This window comes from Betaproteobacteria bacterium, assembly GCA_016713305.1.
Classification (GTDB): domain Bacteria; phylum Pseudomonadota; class Gammaproteobacteria; order Burkholderiales.
Genome location: JADJPK010000009.1, coordinates 336,032 through 354,684 on the forward strand (window position 1 = coordinate 336,032; position 18,653 = coordinate 354,684).

An 18,653-nucleotide genomic window follows, 5' to 3' on the forward strand; every position below is an offset into this window, starting at 1 on the left:
TCGACGCATCTCATCCCAGCGCCTGCTAGAGTCACCCGCGTGTAGTTTGGCGAGGCTTCCCCAATCTCAAGCCGTTCTTCAGCCTCGAAATACCCCCACCGTCTCGGATCTTAAAGATACACTCGACGGCAAGTCCTTGCGCCACTCAGTTCCATGGTTGCGCCTGGCACTCAAGGGAGTCAACCCGTTACCATCGAATCGTCATAAGACTCGAGTCGCCACGTGGCCAGAGCCTTGCTATTCAGTATTCCACTGTTCGCCGTCTCTTTGCAGTGACTTTTTCACAGTCCGGCCAGGGCTTCCGTCGCATCCGATGTCCTGTACCTGGCACTCGCTGCGGCCCGCTTCTCCCCAGTAGTACACTCCCCGCACCCTCTTCCCCGCGAGGTCCCGGAATGCGCCGCTTCCCCCATTTCGTTCCCGCCGGTGTCATCCCGGCCACGCTGCTCGCCCTGAACGAAGACCTGAGCATCGACGAACGCCAGACACGCCGTCACCTGCGTGACTGCGCGCTGGTCGAGGGCGTGAGTGCGGTGACGGTCAACGGACATGCCTCGGAAGTTCACGCCTGTACCTTCGATGAGCAGCGGCGCATCCTGGCCATGTCGCTGGAGGAAGTGGGGGACCGGGTTCCGCTGATCAACGGCGTGTACGCCGACGGCAGCGTGGAGGCCGCGCGGATCGCAGCGATGGCGGACAAGGAAGGCGCCTCGGCGCTGCTGGTGTTCCCCCCCAACAGCATGTCAATGGGCGGGCAGCTTCGGCCCGAGATGGCCCTCGCCCACTTCCGCCGCATCGCGGACGCCACGGATCTGCCGATCATCGCCTTCTGGGCGCCGGGGTCGGGTCTTGCATTCACGCATGGCCACTAGCCTCCACGCCGCCCCCCTTCCACAGTTCAACAACACCACTCATCCAACCACCGGCCAGTGGCGAGTCTCGTCGAATGCCGATCTCCGCAATAGACGAGGGTCGGGTCTTGCAATCCAGCATTCAGCTGAGCTAAGTGAACCTGGCTTCGTCCGACTTCTTCACCATTCGTCTTACGGTCGAGTGTGGAGAGGGTGGTACATGAGCGGATGTGAGGTGACGAGATGTGTTCCTGCAAGACCCGACCCCCGTCTGCGAGGGTCGCCGGGATATCGCCGGACTGCGTCGGCATGGCGTGGATTCCAAGGGATCCTCAGAGCATTGTCGTACAACAATCACCCGATCGCCATTCACAGCGAGCGAATGCCGCAGCTCGGCGTGCGCTGTACATGCCAGGTCTGGTGGCGCTTCAACACAATCCTGCTCTGAAGGTGTTCGGCGAACGACTCATCGCCAACGGACTGGCAAAGAAGGCGGTGATCACGGCGGTGATGAGAAAGCTCGTCCATCTCATCTACGCCGTGGTCAAGTCAGGCCAACCCTTCGACCCCAACTATCACCGCCAGGGGGTTGCTATTCAAGACGGTATCTGACCCTATTCCCACCACCGCCAGGGACTTGCTATTGAAGACAGTATCTGACACCTGCTCGTGCTGCGCCCTCGACGGAACATACGATCAGAACCATCCGCAGTTTGGATTCGGTCCGAAGGCTGGCCCTTCCGCTGAAAGCTGTCTATCTCGGCGCCCCTGGGGGCCGACCGCAAACTGCGAACCAAAACGCGATCTGCCTTCAGAATCTCTACAGCCAAGCTTTACATCACTCCCACCATCTTTGGCGCTAAGTAGTGCGCAATAGTCTGAGGTGGCATCTGGACTCAACGCTGTTTCATAACTTCTCGGATGCTGTGGGTTCCCGCCGAAGACGATCCAGCACAACTTCGTGTCCGCGGCTCTCTTGTCTATAGGATGACAAGCCACCTTATCGACACTGAATTCCTGGCGCTCGTCTTTGCACCACCCGGGTTCTCTGCAAAAGAACACTCGCGGTCCCTTTGAATGACATTCTCCAGCGACGTCACCGTTTTGATCACGAAGTTGCAGGCCAACCTTGCCTTGGCAAGCTTTGTCAACGTTCTCAGCCATGAACAAATATGTGCCCTGCGGGCAAGTCGGGCTCGTTGCACAGCCGCCTGCAACGAGGCTTAGTGTCACAAGTAGGACTTGGGTCTTCATGGCATGCATCTCCTGTTCAAAGTAGGCGGTGACGCTGCAAAGGGGCACGACAATTTCCACTTTCCCAACGAGCAGGCAATGGGGTGAAGAACGACCGTACGCGGCATAAACGGTGCCGTAACCGCTGGATGGCACGAGGCATGATCGGGCGTCAATTCTTGAAGTGCATATCAATGACTTCTTCAAAGAACTGCCTTCCCAATACATCTAGCTTATCTTCCCGCAGATGGCCAATTCTGCTTCTAGAGACAAACTTCTCCTCCGTGGGTTTGTAGCCGATTTCTACCATCGTTGGAACATTCGGTGCAGTAATGTGCTCAAGTCTCTGGAAGCGAAAGGATCCAATTCCTTCCTCCCTCGAAACAGAAAGTGAGACATCGCAGTGCCGTTTCAGGTGAAAACTGGGGGAACCAAAGAAGAAGAGATATCGGGCAGATTTTTCACCTGCCCGGAAATCCACTCGGAAGAACCAAGTCTTCTTTGTAGATTCTCCAGCCTTAAGGCTTAAGTACTTCTCAAACTCAAGCGTTCCAAAATCCTTGAAGTAGACGTTGGCAATCTGTGCCATCTCGTCAAGCATAGCTGCCGTTTGTTTGAAGTACCCTTTGAGCAGATCCATCGCGCTTCGCCAAACCTCATACTCATTGGCGGCCTTAATCTTCTCACGGGCAGTGAACTTGTCCGCCAACGTCGCAAGCCATTCCGTCTTCTCTCGTTGCTCTTCTGCAGCACGTGAATATTCTTCAAGACTTTCGTGAATGCATTCCGTCAGCAATGTGAGAAAGCTGGAGAGATCGGATTCCTGAGATTCTTCAAGCGCGTCGTAATAGCGCAGTCGATCTTCCTTTGCGATGATGGCTATGGGAAATCCGAACCGCATAAGAATGACGTTCATTAAGAGACGCCCGACTCGCCCATTCCCGTCGACAAATGGATGGATCTGGACAAACCACGAGTGTGCTACTGCCGCGTTTAGGAGTCCTTGCTGGTCGCCAAGATCGAAATGCCCAAGAACACTGGCATTCCTGGCCAATCGCCAAACTGATGCATCTGAGAGTTCAGTGATTCCGGTGCTGGGGGCTTGTATTTGGACCCTGAGATCTCCACTTGAACTGAGCGATACACGCCCGCGTTCGCGTCATCGATGCCCTTAAGTACGAGAAAGTGGAGTTGGCGAACATCTGCCTCGCTGATCGGCCTTAATGGATTTCCGGCTAGTTCCTCTAGGAAGTCGAGGGCTTGAGAGAGGTTCTTAGCTTCCGCCTGGTCTTTGAGGGGTCGTCCGGTGAGCGTTAGGCCAAATTCAACAATCTGTCTGGTTTCTCCGACCGAAAAGAACGTTTCCTCGATGGCGTTGGGATTTGTGATAGATATTCTTTACTCAGGAAATAATTTATGTGCGTATCGTGTGCAGGACTTCAGGCGTCAATCTGCCACTTCCCCTAAGCTCCCGAACGGCTTGCTCTAGCTGCTCAATTGACTGCTCGAGGAGATCGGCATAGCTAAATGGTGTTGACGGAATGTCTCTTAGATCGTCCATTACTTGTGCCCCACGTCTTGCCAATACATGCCACATGCCAACTCAAGAAAGAGGTCGACTTTGAAGCCCGACTGTAGGCCGACGCAACCCACGCACCCTCCGGAATATAGACGCGGCATAGCGTGTCAATTCATTTCGACACCTGGTATCTGCATCAGATTTTAAGGGACAGCATGTTTATTGAGCTGCACGATTGAGTCCTCAAAGGGGAGCCAATGGGCTCCAACTTGGTTCACGGGGAACTTCGGGTCTCTGGACAGTGACGGGCGCCGGGGTCGGGTCTTGCATTCACGCATGGCCACTAGCCTCCACGCCGCCCCCCTTCCACAGTTCAACAACACCACTCATCCCACGCCACCGGCCAGTGATGGCAGAGTCGTCGAATGCCGATCTCGGCTCAAGACCTATTAGTGGACAGGCGCCATTTTCCCAGTTGAATTTAACGACTGGTTCGAACCGCGAGAAACCCAGGACACTCCAACGTGCACGTTGCCACCATTTCGTCGGCATCACGGGGGCCAAACAGTGCGTCGTGCCAAGAGACTCAGGATCAGCGTACGTTCTCCGACCTTTCGGCTTCCGGTAACGAACTGAAACAAAGGTACTAGACGCTCCCTGTCAATGCGATACCTCATAAAGAAGCGAAGAAGTTCGAGAAAGGAATGCGGTGTAAATGAAGCTTGATCAACGAACACCAACATCTCCTCCCCTCGACCAACAAATCCTTGAAACCCGGGAATTGATTCCAGCCACCCAACCAAGTCGTAGTTCTAGTCTATCGACATTCATCAATCACTCTCTCGTGCCCACGGGGTAAAGGCCGCAGAACGGGGTCGCCATAGCGGAACGGATCCTGTAACCGCCCATGACATTCTTGCCTCCCGCCCCCCCCCTCTTGCACAGATCGCCTACAACGCGCGTCGAACCACTGCCCGATAGCGAGTCTGGTCAAGTGCAGATGTCGGCTCGCGACCTGTAAGACGGTGCATGAACCGCAACAAGCTTCCACTGGACCATTCGCATTGCAGATAACGCCCCTCTCACGCGGCGACTTCCAGCAATACCTCAGGATGCTTGTCCGCAATTCTCAAGAGCGTTTGTGCCGCGCCGGAGGGTTCTCGGCGCCCCTGCTCCCACTGCTCCAGGGTTCTCTTCGATACCCCTAGCACCGCTGCAAACTGTGCTTGCGACAGGCCGCTCTTCATTCGGACACGCACCACTTCCGAGGTCGGTTTCACCGCCACCTTTCGGCCCCCACCTCTCTTTATCTCTTTGACTCCGTCGAGGACTTCCTGCCAAACATCACGCGTGGCTTCCAGCTTCGCCAATTCCTTCTGGGAGAGTTTCTTAATCATCGCGGAACGCCTCCAACAACTGTTTCAGTATCCTGCCCGGAACATTGTCCAGATTCGCCTTGGCGTAGAGAGTCAGCAACCAGATCTCCTCCGGCGACCTATGCACGTAATAGATCACACGGAGTCCACCTCGCTTTCCCATACCTGATCTCGACCACCGTACTTTCCGCACACCGCCAGAGCCCGGGACAATAGCCCCTGCACTCGGATTCAGAATCAAGAATTGCCGGAATTCGGCAAACTCGTCCTCATCCAGATAGGCGGGACGATAGCGTTCGAAAGCGGCGGACTCGAAGAAAGTGAACATGGTCCGAATATACGCCTTAGGCGTATTTCTCGCCAAGCACCTCACCCTTCGACGGAAAGCGGATATCTCCAAGACTGCATCGACGACTTCTTCGGGTCCGGGACCGCCCCCCGTCGCGGCCCGCATTGCTTTCGCCCCCGGTAGTACACTCCCCGCACCCTCTTCCCCGCGAGGTCCCGGAATGCGCCGCTTCCCTCATTTCGTCCCCGCCGGTGTCATTCCGGCCACTCTGCTCGCCCTGCACGAAGACCTGAGCATCGACGAACGGCAGACACGCCGTCACCTGCGTGACTGCGCGTTGATCGAGGGCGTGAGTGCGGTGACGGTCAACGGACATGCCTCGGAAGTTCACGCCTGTACCTTCGATGAGCAGCGCATCCTGGCCATGTCGCTGGAGGAAGTGGGGGACCGGGTTCCGCTGATCAACGGCGTGTACGCCGATGGCAGTGTGGAGGCCGCCCGGATCGCGGCGATGGCAGACAAGGAAGGCGCCTCGGCGCTGCTGGTGTTCCCTCCCAACAGCATGTCGATGGGCGGGCAGCTTCGGCCCGAGATGGCCCTCGCGCACTTCCGCCGCATTGCGGACGCCACGGATCTGCCGATCATCGCCTTCCAGTACCCCATGGGCGGCGGCCTGGGTATCCCTTCGACACCCTGCTGCGCATGTTCGAGGCGGTGCCCACGATCCGCGCGATCAAGGATTGGTCGAACGATGCGATGCTGCACGAGCGGCACATCCGCTCGTTCCAGTCCCTGCCCCGCCCCGTGAACGTGCTCACCACGCATTCATCGTGGCTGATGGCGTCGCTGACCATGGGTCCCAACGGCCTGCTGTCCGGGGCCGGCAGCGTCATCGCCGATCTCCAGGTGGCGCTGTTCCGTGCGGTGAAAGCCGGGGACCTCAAGGCGGCGCAGGCGATCAACGACCGCATCGTGCCGCTTTCTCAGGTGTTCTACGCCGCCCTTCCTGGACATGCACAACCGCATGAAGGAAGCCCTGGTGCTGCTGGGCCGCCTGGACAAGGCGGTGGTGCGGCCGCCCTTGGTGAAGATCACCGATGCCGAGATCGGGCGTCTCAAGGCGGCGCTGGATCAGGCCGGTATCGGGCGCGAAGGCGCGTTGAAGCGCGCGGCCTGAACCGACCGCGCGCCTCGAGAATCCCGACCGGCCTCAGCCGGTCGATGCCCGCCACGCCCGCCTCCCGCCGAAGGCCGACAGGCGCTGTGCAGAAAGCGTCTCGGCGGCACGGAGGTTCCGGGCCTTGCCGTGCTCGTCCAGCGTGATGCCGTGTTCGCGGAACCAGTTTGCGACAGCGTCGACCGTGAGCGCGCGACCGGCCAGCGCCACGTGGCCGTCGGGCCGGAGCAGGTAGAAGGACGGCACGGGAATGCCTGCGGCGGCGAGCTTCTCCCTGTTGTCTTCCTTCGCGTCCACCTCGATCCAGTCGATGCCGCTTGCTCCGTCCTTCGCCCCCGGCGGCACCGGCTGTCCGACCGCCAGCACGCTGAACCGTGAATCGTTCAGCCTGCCGAACAGATCCTCCGACCGCCCCTCGGCACCGAGACGCAGCCGCATCCACGGAAAGCGATCCCCAGCGCGCGGCGCGCCGTCGGGATGCTCACCGAGGTTCTGCGACAACACGCTGCGGCGATAGCGGATGCCCACCTGCGAAATGGTGCGGAAGGCGAGCCGACGCAGTCGCCTGGATCGCATCGCCAGGGCCATCAGGCGAGCGGCGACGCGGGTACGGATGAACGACGCGATCGGGCCTTCGGACACGACGAGCTGGAACAGGCGGTCGGTCGTGCGCAGCAGGCGCTGGGTCATCGGCATGCGTTCCTGCTCGTAGGTGTCTAGTAGCGATTCCCCCGCCTGGCCGTTGAGGACCCAAGCGAGTTTCCAGGCGAGGTTGTAGGCGTCCTGCAAGCCGGTGTTCATGCCCTGCCCGCCGGCGGGACTGTGGATGTGGGCGGCGTCGCCCAGCAGGAAGCAGCGTCCCGCCCGGAAGCGCTCCGCACTCCGGTGGTGGATGCGGTACACGGAGAACCAGTGGCACTGCGCGAACCGGATCGCGGCGCCCGCCTCTCCCAGGATGGACGGCACGACGTCCTCGAACGTCACGTCGTCGCGGTTGCGCAGCGCCTTGGGCAGGATGCCGATCACGCGCCACGCGTTCTCCCCCCGCATCGGAAAGAACAGGTGAAAGCCATCGGGCCAGAGGTAGATGTTCAACTCGCCCGGCCGCATCGGCCCTTGCGCGACCGTGTCCGCGACAAAGAACGTCTGTTCGTAGGGCGCGCCGGGAATCCAATGCCGTTCAGGCGGCGCACCGCGCTGTGGGCGCCGTCGCAGCCGCACACGTAGGCGGCCCGCACCGTGCTCGTCGATCCGTCCGGCGTCCGGAGCGTGGCCCGTTCGTGATCCGCGGCATGCTCCAGCGCGGTCAGTTCGGTGTTCCAGTGGATCTCCACGCCCCCTTGCCGCAGATGGCCGCCGAGAATGCGCTCGTTCTCGTCCTGGCCCAGCATGAGCACGAAGGGAAAGGCGCTGATGTCCTGGCCGATGTCACCGAGCGGAACGCGCGCCGTCGGACGGCCGCGTGCCCACAGATTCGCGGCCGTGCCACGCTGCCCGAGCGCCAGGGCCTGGTCCGCCACGCCCAGCTTGCGATAGATCTCCAGCGTGCGTGCCTGCACGGCCATGGCCCGCGATTGCTGGGCCGGCCCCGAGTGCCGGTCGACGATCGTCACGCGCACGCCGAAGCGGGCGAGCTGGTTGGCCATCATGAGGCCGGTCGGGCCGGCCCCCACCACGAGTACGTCCGTTTCCATGTCAGTTCCTTGTTTCCAGGGTTCGAGTCGTTGTCGGTCTTGTCATGCCCGCGGCACGTCGAGGGCCGGTCCGGAGGTGCGGGCTGACCGCCCGCTCCCGAACAGCTTCGCGATCCTCGCCTTGGCGTCGTCCACGACGGTGAAGACCACGGGCACGTAGAACAGCGAGAGCACGGTGGAGGTGATCAGCCCGCCCACCACCGCGATGGCCATCGGCGCGCGGAAGTCGGCGTCGGCGCCGATCTTGAGCGCGATGGGCACCATGCCCGCACCCATGGCCACGGTGGTCATCAGGATCGGCCGGGCGCGCTTGAGGCACGCGTCGAGCAGCGCTTCGTTGCGCGGCACGCCGCGCTCGATGGCCACGAGCGCGTACTCCACCAGCAGGATCGAGTTCTTGGTCACGATGCCCATCAGCATCAGGATGCCGATGATGGCCGGCAGCGAGAGCGCCTCGCCGCTCAGGTACAGCAGACCGAGCGCTCCGCCCAGCGACAAGGGCAGCGCCGCCATGATGGTCATGGGCTGCGCAAAGTCGTGGAACAGCAGCACGAGCACGCAATACACGAGCACGATGCCGGCCACGATGGCGATGGCGAACTCGCCGAAGAGCTCGTTCATGCGCTCCGCGTCGCCGTACGCCTTCTGCTTCACCTCCGGCGGCAGGTTGCGCATGGACGGCAGCTTCTGGACCGCTTCGGTCACTTCGCCCAGCGGGGCACCGGCCACGTCCGCCTTGATGCTCACGCTGCGCCTGCGGTCGAAGCGCGTGATCTGCGCGGCGCCGCTGCCCATCTCGAGCGTCGCCACAGATTCCAGGGGCACGCTGTGGCCGTGGGTGCCCGGCACCTGCAGGAGCTTCAGTGCATCGAGGTTGCCGCGCGCGGAGTCCTCGAGCTGGGTTCTCACCGGAATGCTGCGCTCCTCCAGGTTGAACTTCGGCAGCTGGGCGGACGTGTCGCCCAGCGTGGCCACCCGCACCGTGTCGGCGATGTCCGCCACCGTCACGCCCAGGTCGGCCGCCCGGTCCAGCGCGGGGCGGATCGTCACCTCGGGCCGGCGCACCGACGAACTCGCCGCCGCGTTGCCCACGCCCGGCACGCTGCGCATCTCGCGCTCGACGGCCTCGGCCGCGCGGTCCAGCACCGCTGCGTTGTCGCTCACGAGCACGATGTCCAGCGTTTCGCCGGCATTGCCGGCGCCGAAGCGCACGCGCAACCCGGGAATGGTCTTGAGTTCCTCGGCGATGCGCAGCTCGAACTCGCGCTGAGATGCGGTCCGCTTCGATTCCGGCACGAGCTTCACGGTGAGCGTTCCGGCCCGGACTTCGCCGTTGCTGCTGGTTCCCAGCGCATCGGTCTGCGCGCCGTTGCCGATCGAGCTCAGGATGCCCACGACCTCCGGCTGCGCGGCGATGAGCTTGCGGGCCCGTTCGGCCGCCTGGACGGTCTGTTCGAGCGGCGTGCCCGGGGGCAGCTCGAAATTGAGGGTGGACAGGCTGCGGTCGGACGCCGGGATGAACGTGGTGGGCAGCAGCGGCAGCAGCGCGACGGACGCGGCGAGCAGGCCCAGACCCGAGGCCAGCGCCAGCCCACGGCGGCGCAGCCCCCACTTCACCAGCGCTTCATACCGGCCGGCGAACCGCGACGGGCGTTGCGCGTGAGCGAGCGGCTTCAGCAGATAGGCGCCCATCACCGGCGTGAGCAGGCGGGCCACCAGCAGCGAGATGACGACCGCGATGGCGACGGAGATGCCGAACTGGCGGAAGAACTGGCCCGGCACGCTGGACATGAAGCTCACCGGCACGAAGACCGCCACGATGGTGAGCGTGGTGGCGACCACGGCCAGGCCGATCTCGTCCGCCGCTTCCAGCGCGGCCTTGAACGGCGACTTGCCCATGCCGATGTGCCGCACGATGTTCTCGATCTCCACGATCGCGTCGTCGACCAGGGTGCCCACGACGAGCGACAGCCCCAGCAGGGTGATGAGGTTGAGCGTGAAGCCCAGCCACGACATGAAGATGAAGGTGGGGATCACCGACAGCGGCATCGCCACGCCCGCGATCAGCGTGGCGCGCCAGTCGCGCAGGAAGCCGTACACCACCACCACGGCCAGGATCGCGCCCAGCACCAGCGCCTCCACCGAGGCGTTGTACGACTCCTTGGTGAAATCCACGGTGGAGTTGAACTGACGCACCTCCAGTTCGGGATGGTCGCGCGACAACGACTCGATGGCCGATTCCACGCGCCGCGCGACATCCACAGACGACGATCCGATGGCACGCAGCACCTGGAAGGCCACGACGCGCTCGCCGTCGACGAAGGCATCCTGCGTGCGGTCCTCCATGGTGTCTTCCACCGAGCCCAGGTCCGAAAGGCGCAACGTGCGTCCGTCACGCAGGGTGATCTGCGTGGCACGCAACGCCTCCACGCTGCCCGCCGAGCCGAGCGTCCGAATGCTCTGCTCCATGGATCCGACCGTCGCCTTGCCGCCGGGCACGTTGGTGTTGACGGACTTCAGCTGGCGGCTGACTTCGGCCGCCGTGATGCCGTAGGCGGTCAGCCGGTCCAGGGCGAGGCGGATGCGGACTTCGCGGTCGACGCCCCCCACACGCACCACCTGCCCTACCCCCTGCACCGACAGCAGCGTCTTGGAGACCTCGTTGTCGACGAACCAGGAAAGCTGCTGCGGCGTGGCGTTCTTGCCGCGCACCGTGTAGGTCATCATCGGCCCGCCGGTGGTGGTGATCCGCGTGATCACCGGCTCGTCGATGCTGCCGGGCAGTTCGCCCCGCACACGGGTCACGGCGTCGCGCACGTCGTTCATCGCGCGGTCGATGTCCTTGCCGAAGACGAACTCCACGGTGGTGACCGACACGCCGTCGGTCACCGAGGAGACGATGTGGGCCACGTCGCCCACCGTCGCCACCGCGTTCTCCACGGCACGCGTGACGTCGGTTTCCAGCTCGGCTGGCGCAGCGCCCGGATCGCGGATGGTGACGGTCACGACGGGAATGTCGACGTCGGGGTACTGGTTGATGCCCAGCTTGCCGAAGCCCACCAGGCCGGCGAACGTCAGCAGAATGAACAGCAGGATGGCCGGGATGGGATGCCGGATCGACAGGGGCCGACCAGTTGCTCACGCTGGATGCGGAATTCGTGCTCATGGCTTGTCTCCTTGCGTGGCCACCTGTTGCGGCACCACGTCCGCGACTCGGACGAGATCGCCTTCCTTGACGAAACCTGCGCCGGTGCCGACGACGCGGACGCCCCCGGTCAGCCCTTCCGTGACTTCCACACGGCCGGTGCGCCGGGCGCCCGTGGCGATGCGCGTGCTGTGCGCCACGTCGTCGTCGCCCAGCACGTAGACGAAGGCATAGCCGTCCCGCACGAGAATCGACGATTCGGGCAGCGACAGCGCTTCCACGCTGCCTTGCAGGATCTCTCCGCGCGCATGCTCTCCCGCCTTGAACGGCGCATCGGGCGGAAGCGAGACGTGCACGAGACCGGTGCGGGTGCCGCGGTCCACCGTGGGGGCCACGAGACGCACGTGGCCTTCGATGGAACGGCCGTCATCGACGGCGATGCGTACCGTCGCCCCGGGCTCCACTGCGGCGATGGCATGACCGGGCAGTTCCGCCTGCCACTCCAGTTCGCCATCGCGGATCACACGGAACAGTTCTGCGCCGGGCTGCACGACGGCACCGACCGTCGCAGCGCGCCGGCTCACCACGCCGGCTGCAGGCGCCAGCACGCGCGTCTGCGCAATCCGCACTTCCAGTTCGCGAAGCTGCGCACGGGCGAAGTCCACGCGGGCGTCCGCGGACAGCGCGGCCGTGTTCTTCGTCTGTCCGGCCTCGATGCTGTAGAACCCGGCTTCCACCAGTTGCCGCGCACGGGTCAGATCGCGCTGCGCCTGGGCCTGGTCCGCCAGCGCCTGACGAAGCTGCGCTTCCTGCTGGCTCAGCATGGCGCGCAACTGGGCATCGTCGGCCCGGGCCAGCAGGTCGCCCTTGCGCACGACCGTGCCCACGTCGACCAGGACTTCGACCAGCCGCACGCCGGAAGCATCGGACCCGACCAGCAATTCGTCGCGGGCGGCAATGGTTCCTGTCGCGGCGATGGACCGGTCGAAGGATTCCAGCATCGGTGCCACCGCCTGCACGGTGACGCTCGCCACCGGGGCGCTCCGCGGTGCGCCTTTGGACGCATCCCGGTGGACCGCCACGGCGACAGCGGTTCCGCCGGCCAGGGCGACGCCGATCAGCGCACAGAGCACACGGCGCCGCGTGCGCAGCGCGCGGGGGACCGGACCGGGGGAAGTTGCTTGGGCATTCATGGTTCTCTCCTCGGGGAAAGGCATCGGCAGACGGGCCGTCGGATCAGGGAAACCGGATGGGGTGGACATCGACGCCGCCGGGCTCGACACCGGCAGATTCGTCGAGCAGGCAGGCGAGCAGTTCGTCGCCGGAGCGGAACTGGCGGGTCCGGCCGCTGGACATGTGTTCCAGGCGGCCCGCGATCCGGCCGGGCTCGTTCGCTTCGACACGGTCGAGCTTGAGCACGAAGCTTCGCCGGCTGGAGTGGAGGGGTTGGCGGTCGAGGGTCATGGCGGCGTACCTGTCGCGGGTGTGTCGATGGTTCGCAGCCTAGGGGGAGCCCCCCGGCAAGTCGTCAGGAAACCGTCGGGAAACGGTCGGGATGGCGTGAGCGGTCGCGCCGGTGCCCGGGCACCGGACGGCTCAGAGGCGGTCTTTCAGGAGGGAGTCGAGGTGGGCGAAGAGCGGGGTGTCGCGGCCTTCGGTCATGCGGTCACGGGCGGCCGCGAGGGCCTGGAAATCCGGCTCACGGGCGCTTTTCAGGGCGCAGCGGCCGGCGAGCGCCGTGAGTTCCAGCCAGGCGGCCCGCTGGCCGCGGGCCTCCGCGATGGCCTTCTCCGCGAGGTCCAGGGCCCGTCCGCCGTCGCCCAGGCCGTCCGCGCAGCGGGCACGAAGCAGCCAGAGCTGGGTCTGGTAGACACGCTCGCCGATGCGCTCCGCGAGATCGAACGCTTCGTCCAGGGTCTGCCAGGCGCGTTCCCACTCGCCCGCGAGCACCAGCGCCTCGGCCGCGTAGCCCAGCACTTCCGACCCGCCCGAGAGCATGCCCATGCGGACGTTGTGATCGAAGGCCTCGCGGATGGCGGCATGGCCGGCGTGCGGATCGCCCTGCCTGGCCTGCGCCCAGCCGCCGAACCAGCGGCTCGGGGCCCAGCCTTGCGCGATGGCCGCCTCGTCGCTCACCGTGCGCATTTCGCGGGCGAAGGCTGCGACCCCCGGCGCATCACCGATGCGCACGCCGAACAGCGATCCGAACCAGCAGACGATCATGCGGGCCATGGGTTCGCCCAGTGCCTGCGCGCGCTGCTGCGCGTGGCGGCGACGCATGCGCGCCTTGTCCACGTGCCCCATGTGAAGCAGCGGCATCGCGGCCACGGTGTGCAAGGTGACCGCAGGGTCGACGACGAACGCGGCGCTCAACTGGGCGTCCCCGAGGGATTCGCACACGGCGAGGCCCCGCTCGAGCCATTCGATCGCCTCGGGCTGGCGGCCCTGCAGGGAGTGGACCTGCCCCATCACGCTGCAGGCGGAAAGTGCGGAGGCGGGATCGCCGGAACCGGCAGCCGCGTAGGTGGCTTCGCACAGTTGCCGGGCGTCGTCGTACTCGCCGCGCACCAGGAAAGAAAGCCCCAGCCCGTGCAGCACGAGACCCCGGAGCGGATGGCCCGGCGCACGGGCGAGCAGTTCGCGCCCGCGCTGGAAGGCGTCCCGCGTTTCCAGCGAGCTCACCCCCACGACCTGGGCGGCGGCCGATCCGCGCAGCGCGCTCAGCGCGATCTCCAGCGCATCGCGTTCCGGTCTGCCGGCCAATGCAGGCAGCAAGGCCAACGCCCTCCCCGTCAGGATCATCGCCTCGGCGGGCGCGAAACGGCGCAGCGCAAGTTCGGCCGCCTCTGCGTAGTGCCCCGCCGCGGCAGGCGCTTCGTGCCCCTGTTCGAAATGCGCCGCGAGTTCGGAGGCCGTGACATTGCTGCCGCGGGATCTCGCCCGTGCCAGGGCTTCCGCCACGGCACGGTGCAGGCGTGCCCGGCCGATGGCCGTGAGCCGCTGATACAGCACGTGGCGGTGGAGCGCGTGCCTGAAACCGAACCGGCTTTCGAGCGCGCCCGCCGCAGTGCGCGCGAGAGTGCCCGGCACGAGCCAGCGCTGATGGCGCCCCAACCGCTCGCAGATCGCTTCCGCCTGCAACGGATCGAGTCCCAGCGCCTCGGCCACGATCGACGGGTCGAACTCCACGCCGCACACACTCGCGGCCTCCAGCAGCGAACGCTCCGCTTCGGGCAGCGTGGCGATCTGCCGCTCGATCACAGCCGCGAGGTTCTCGGGCACCTGCAACGCATCGAGCACCGCCGCCGCCTGATCGCCCTCGCGCTCCACCGCACCCGCGGCGCCCTCCGCGAGTTCGTCGGCCACGCTGCTCACGAAGAGCGGCAGTCCGTCGGTGCGCGCGTGCAGCGCGCGGACGAGCGTTTCGGACACGGGGTGGCCAGGTCGGCGGCCTTGCAGATACTCGCCCACCTCGAACTCCGAGAACGGGTCCAGCACGATCTCGTCGCACAGGTTGTGCAGACGCAGCTCGTGCCGGACGGCCTTGAGCGGATGCTCCTCGGCGATCACCTCCGCGAGACGGAAGCTCGCGAGCCACATGAGGCGCGCCGGTCCGCGCCTGCGCGCCACGTGGTTGAGCAGGTGCACGGTGGCGTGGTCGCTCCAGTGCAGGTCTTCTGTCACGAGCAGCAGCGGGCGCTCTCGCGTGTAACGGTCCAGCAGCTCGCCCAGCTCCCGCAGCATGCGTTCCTGGTTCACGCCGGCCAGCTCCCGTTGCAGCGCCTCCCGATCCGGTTCGCTCACGTGCCAGGGAAGCTGCAGCAGCCAGGTGGGGGCGACGCTGCGCATGAGACCCGGCAGCGCGGGGTCGTCGGCGCACAGGGAACCCAGCGCTTCGAGCACCGGCAGATATGGCTCGCCCGCGCCATGCTGTTCCACGCACTGCCCGTGCGCCCGGCGGGCGTCGGGCACGTCGGCGACAAAACGCTCGATGAGGGTCGTCTTGCCGATGCCCGGCTCGCCGGCCACCCAGCAGATCTGCCGCCGGCCCTCGCGGGCCTCGCGCCAGCGGTCGTGCAGGCGGTCGAGACTCGCTCGCCGGCCCACGATGCCGCCGTGAGCGACATGGGGCACCTCGAACTGCGCCGAAGCGGAACGCCCGGGGGGGGACGGCCGAAGAGGCTGCGCGACAGAAGAGGGAGAAGCAGCCATCGGCGAGACGGCCGCGATAAACCGGTAGCCGCGGCGGGCGACGGTCTCGATGAATCGCGGTACGCGCGGATCGTCGTCCAGCGCGGCACGCAGCTCGCTGACCGTGGTCTTCAGCACGGATTCGCTCACGTGCTGATGGCCCCAGACCGCATCCAGCAGCCGGTCCTTGGCGACGAGGCGGCCAGCGTTGCGGGCCAGTTCGCACAGAACGTCGAAGGCGCGTGGCGGCAGCGGCACAGGCCGGCCGGCCATGCTCAGGCTGGCTTCGGCTTCGTCCAGTTCGAACGCATCGAAGCGCACTCGCAGCCGGTCACTCGCGTCCAAACGCACCTCGTCGGGAGAACGCAGGAATGCGCCATTCCCGCGAGCGGGGATGGTAACGCGAAGTGTTGCGCAGACACGCGACGCGAGGCCGAGTGCACTCGGCGGATCCGGAATTGGCGACGCCAGGCCGACGCACGGCGAACAGGAAACGACTTGACCGGAGCCTGCCCTGCGCTTCCACAGGTCGAAGCTGTGCTCCGCCCGGCATCTCGAAGCGACGAAGCCGGACGGAGACCGTGACCCCGAAACGACGAAGCCGGGCCAGAGCCCGGCTTCTCGATCACACCGCATTGCCGCGCCCGCGGGAACCGCCGGCGCGGCAGGTGCCGGATCAGGCGAAGCAGTATTCCGGCGTGGGGAACGCGCCGCTCTTCACTTCCTTGACGAAGTTCTGCACGGCTTCCTGCACCGAGCCCGCGCCCTTCATGAAGTTCTTCACGAACTTGGCCTTCTTGCCCGGATAGATGTCCAGCATGTCGTGCAGGATGAGGATCTGGCCGGAGCAGTCGGGACCACCGCCGATGCCGATGGTGGGGATGGAAAGTTCTTCCGTGACCGCCTTGCCCAGCGGCGAAGGCACGCATTCCAGCACCAGCGCCGCGGCGCCGGCGTCCTGCAGCGCCTTGGCTTCGTTGCGCAGCCGTTGCGCCGCTTCGTCCGTCTTGCCCTGGACACGGTAGCCGCCGAGGGTGTGGACCGACTGCGGGGTGAGGCCCAGGTGGCCCATCACGGGAATGCCGCGCTGGACGAGGAAGTTGACGGTCTCGGCCATCACCAGGCCGCCTTCGAGCTTGACCATGCCCGCACCGGCGGCCATGAGCCGCGCGGCGCTCTCGAACGCCTGCTGCGGGCTCTGCTGGTAGCTGCCGAAGGACAAGTCGCCGACCACAAGCGCGCGCTGGCTGCCGCGCACGACGCAGCGGGTGTGGTAGACCATGTCGTCGATGGTCACAGGCAGCGTGGAATCGTGCCCTTGCACCACCATCCCCAGCGAATCGCCCACGAGGAACATCTCGACGCCGGCCGCGTCGCAGAGACCCGCGAAGCTCGCGTCGTAACAGGACAGCATGGTGATCTTCTCGCCTTCCTGGCGCAGTTTGTGGAGTTGGGGAATGCTGATTCTCATGGGATCCTCGTTCGACAAGATTCCGCCTGATCGCTCGCCACCGTGGGAACGATGCGGAAGGCTGACGGGATGTTACCCCCGCAGATGCAGAAAAGGCTTCCGAAGCTTCTGGCCTTTGGCACGGAAAGAGAAAGTTATTCTCCCCTGTACCGTCACGGCACCTCGGCCACCTGGTTGCCGCCCCCGCGCAGCGCCCGCGCGATGGCGTGCTCGGCCCGCTTCACGATGTGCTGGTAGTCCGGGTGCCCGTCGTAGGTCACGACGCCGACGCTGGCCGTGATCCGCACCGGCCGGGATCCCTTGGCGGCGAAGGAATGCGCCCAGATCCGCGACCGGAGGTCGTGAGCCATCTCGTTGGCGCGCTCGCGGTCCGTCTCCACGGCCAGCACCAGGAACTGGTCGTCGGCAAAGCGGAAGGCGTGGTCCCCCGCGCGAACGAAGTCCACGATCAGGGCCGCGATCTGCCGCAGAAACAGCGTTCGAGCCTCCTCGGTGCCCGCCGCGAGATCGAGATTGTCGATCTTGACGAGGAGGAGACTGAAGCGGGAGCCCGAGGATGCATGCTGTTCCAGTTCCCGGGACAGCACGGCCGACAGGTGCCGCCGGTTCTGCAGACCCGTGGTCGCGTCCCGGCCATGGTCGGCCGCGACCAGACGCTCGAACAGGTCCGACAGCAGATAACGCACGAATTCGATCCGGCCGCGCAGGTCTTCCAGCAGCGCCTCCGTGTCTTCCGGTGTGCGGGATGGGGCGAGGAGTTGCGGCAGGATCACGCGATCGACTTCGTCCACGGTGTCGAGCACCGGCTCAAGATCGTCGTGCTCGTCGAACAACAGTTGTGACTTGTGCTTGAGCCAGGCGCCGAACTCGGATTCCGCCAGGTGCTCGATGCGGCCCATGCCGGATCGGGCGTGTAGCGCGAACAGCAGCCGGTTGACCCAATCGGACGGGCCGCGCGCTGCCGCTCCCGTTCCAGACTGATGTCCTGCCGAAGGCCGGTCATCCGGTAGTGCTTATCGTTGCGCACGGCTTTCTGCAGTTCCCGCACGAAGGCGCTCATGATGAGCCCGTCGGCCAGATGCATGAGATCGGTCACGTACAGATGCACGCGCAGCGCCTGATCGGGAGGCAGCGGCATGCGGTCGACCACTCTGCGCATCCCGCCGGTGAGGACCCGCATGCCCATGGCCATCATGTGCGGCGCGAGCTTGATGCGCGCATGGACCGCACCCACCTCGATCTGCTTGGAGATCACGCCGGCGAAATCGACGTCCTCGAAATTGAAGAGCTGCGTGATCCACCGCTGCAAGGACGCGCGCAATCGCCGGTTGACCACGTCGTGCGAGAGGTAGCCCTTCGCCTCCTCGTCGTGCAGCAAGACGCTGTAGAACTGCTCGGCCAGCGCCGGCGCGTCCTCCCCGATCATGCGGCCCACCGCCTCCCTCAAGTCGGGATCGAGCGCACTGAAGATGTCCTCGAGCGCTGCCGAAGCGTGTGCCCCGACGGCGGAGGCTTCCTGATGGTCGTTCATGGCGTTTCCCCTGTACTCAGCCTCGCCGTCAGATATCCGACGACGCAATCGGCAGAGCATTGCCCGCCCGGGACAATGCCCTGGAGTATCGTCGACGCGCGACACCCCGTCGCGTCCGGCAGCCCGTTCGCGCTCTCGTGGGATCTAGTTTACGGCCTGAGGGTGTTACCAGCTCA

General features: G+C 64.9%; 15 protein-coding genes and 1 pseudogene. 3 read left to right on the plus strand and 13 right to left on the minus strand.

The window, feature by feature from the left end:
- Positions 1–395: 395 nt before the first annotated feature.
- On the plus strand, positions 396–872 hold the full coding sequence (locus IPK20_13645) for a dihydrodipicolinate synthase family protein (protein MBK8017648.1): 477 nt from the start codon (positions 396–398) through the stop codon (positions 870–872).
- A gap of 288 nt (positions 873–1,160) precedes the next feature.
- Complete coding sequence (locus tag IPK20_13650) at positions 1,161–1,463, plus strand: hypothetical protein (GenBank protein MBK8017649.1); 303 nt, start codon at positions 1,161–1,163, stop codon at positions 1,461–1,463.
- A gap of 793 nt (positions 1,464–2,256) precedes the next feature.
- On the opposite strand, the gene IPK20_13655 is transcribed toward IPK20_13650, so the two are convergent.
- The 4 genes from IPK20_13655 to IPK20_13670 all read right to left on the minus strand — a co-directional run bounded on the left by IPK20_13655 (position 2,257) and on the right by IPK20_13670 (position 5,307).
- The gene (locus IPK20_13655) at positions 2,257–3,138 is read right to left on the minus strand and encodes a Fic family protein (protein ID MBK8017650.1); all 882 of its coding nucleotides are present in this window, start codon (positions 3,136–3,138) and stop codon (positions 2,257–2,259) included.
- Entirely contained in the window at positions 3,078–3,479 is a 402-nt protein-coding gene (locus IPK20_13660; GenBank protein ID MBK8017651.1) for a Fic family protein, read from the minus strand. Before IPK20_13660 ends, IPK20_13655 begins: the two co-directional genes overlap by 61 nt.
- Before the next feature lie 1,206 nt (positions 3,480–4,685).
- Complete coding sequence (locus tag IPK20_13665; GenBank protein ID MBK8017652.1) at positions 4,686–5,000, minus strand: helix-turn-helix domain-containing protein; 315 nt, start codon at positions 4,998–5,000, stop codon at positions 4,686–4,688.
- A complete protein-coding gene (locus IPK20_13670) occupies positions 4,993–5,307 on the minus strand; it encodes a transcriptional regulator (GenBank protein ID MBK8017653.1) in 315 nt (104 codons plus the stop codon). Before IPK20_13670 ends, IPK20_13665 begins: the two co-directional genes overlap by 8 nt.
- 181 nt (positions 5,308–5,488) lie before the next feature.
- Here IPK20_13670 and IPK20_13675 point away from each other — a divergent pair.
- Positions 5,489–6,445: pseudogene (locus IPK20_13675) on the plus strand (dihydrodipicolinate synthase family protein).
- Positions 6,446–6,478: 33 nt separating this feature from the next.
- Here IPK20_13675 and IPK20_13680 read toward each other — a convergent pair.
- From IPK20_13680 to IPK20_13720, 9 genes are all read right to left on the minus strand, one after another.
- A complete protein-coding gene (locus tag IPK20_13680; protein MBK8017654.1) occupies positions 6,479–7,540 on the minus strand; it encodes an FAD-dependent monooxygenase in 1,062 nt (353 codons plus the stop codon).
- Positions 7,537–8,139 carry an FAD-dependent oxidoreductase gene (locus IPK20_13685; protein ID MBK8017655.1) on the minus strand — a complete coding sequence of 201 codons (603 nt, stop codon included), beginning with the start codon at positions 8,137–8,139 and terminating at the stop codon, positions 7,537–7,539. The genes IPK20_13680 and IPK20_13685 overlap by 4 nt, the downstream gene beginning before the upstream one ends.
- Before the next feature lie 42 nt (positions 8,140–8,181).
- On the minus strand, positions 8,182–11,262 hold the full coding sequence (locus tag IPK20_13690; GenBank protein MBK8017656.1) for an efflux RND transporter permease subunit: 3,081 nt from the start codon (positions 11,260–11,262) through the stop codon (positions 8,182–8,184).
- A gap of 39 nt (positions 11,263–11,301) precedes the next feature.
- Positions 11,302–12,477, minus strand: a complete 1,176-nt coding sequence (locus tag IPK20_13695; protein ID MBK8017657.1) for an efflux RND transporter periplasmic adaptor subunit — start codon at positions 12,475–12,477, stop codon at positions 11,302–11,304.
- A gap of 43 nt (positions 12,478–12,520) precedes the next feature.
- Positions 12,521–12,748: a hypothetical protein gene (locus tag IPK20_13700; protein MBK8017658.1), complete on the minus strand. Its 228-nt coding sequence runs from the start codon at positions 12,746–12,748 to the stop codon at positions 12,521–12,523.
- A 132-nt stretch (positions 12,749–12,880) separates the two neighbouring features.
- Complete coding sequence (locus tag IPK20_13705; protein ID MBK8017659.1) at positions 12,881–15,748, minus strand: AAA family ATPase; 2,868 nt, start codon at positions 15,746–15,748, stop codon at positions 12,881–12,883.
- Between the two features lie 403 nt (positions 15,749–16,151).
- Positions 16,152–16,946, minus strand: a complete 795-nt coding sequence (panB, locus tag IPK20_13710; GenBank protein MBK8017660.1) for a 3-methyl-2-oxobutanoate hydroxymethyltransferase — start codon at positions 16,944–16,946, stop codon at positions 16,152–16,154.
- A 152-nt stretch (positions 16,947–17,098) separates the two neighbouring features.
- On the minus strand, positions 17,099–17,737 hold the full coding sequence (locus IPK20_13715) for a GGDEF domain-containing protein (GenBank protein MBK8017661.1): 639 nt from the start codon (positions 17,735–17,737) through the stop codon (positions 17,099–17,101).
- Positions 17,716–18,477, minus strand: coding sequence for a hypothetical protein (locus IPK20_13720; protein MBK8017662.1), 762 nt, complete (start codon positions 18,475–18,477; stop codon positions 17,716–17,718). Before IPK20_13720 ends, IPK20_13715 begins: the two co-directional genes overlap by 22 nt.
- Between the last annotated feature and the right edge of the window lie 176 nt (positions 18,478–18,653).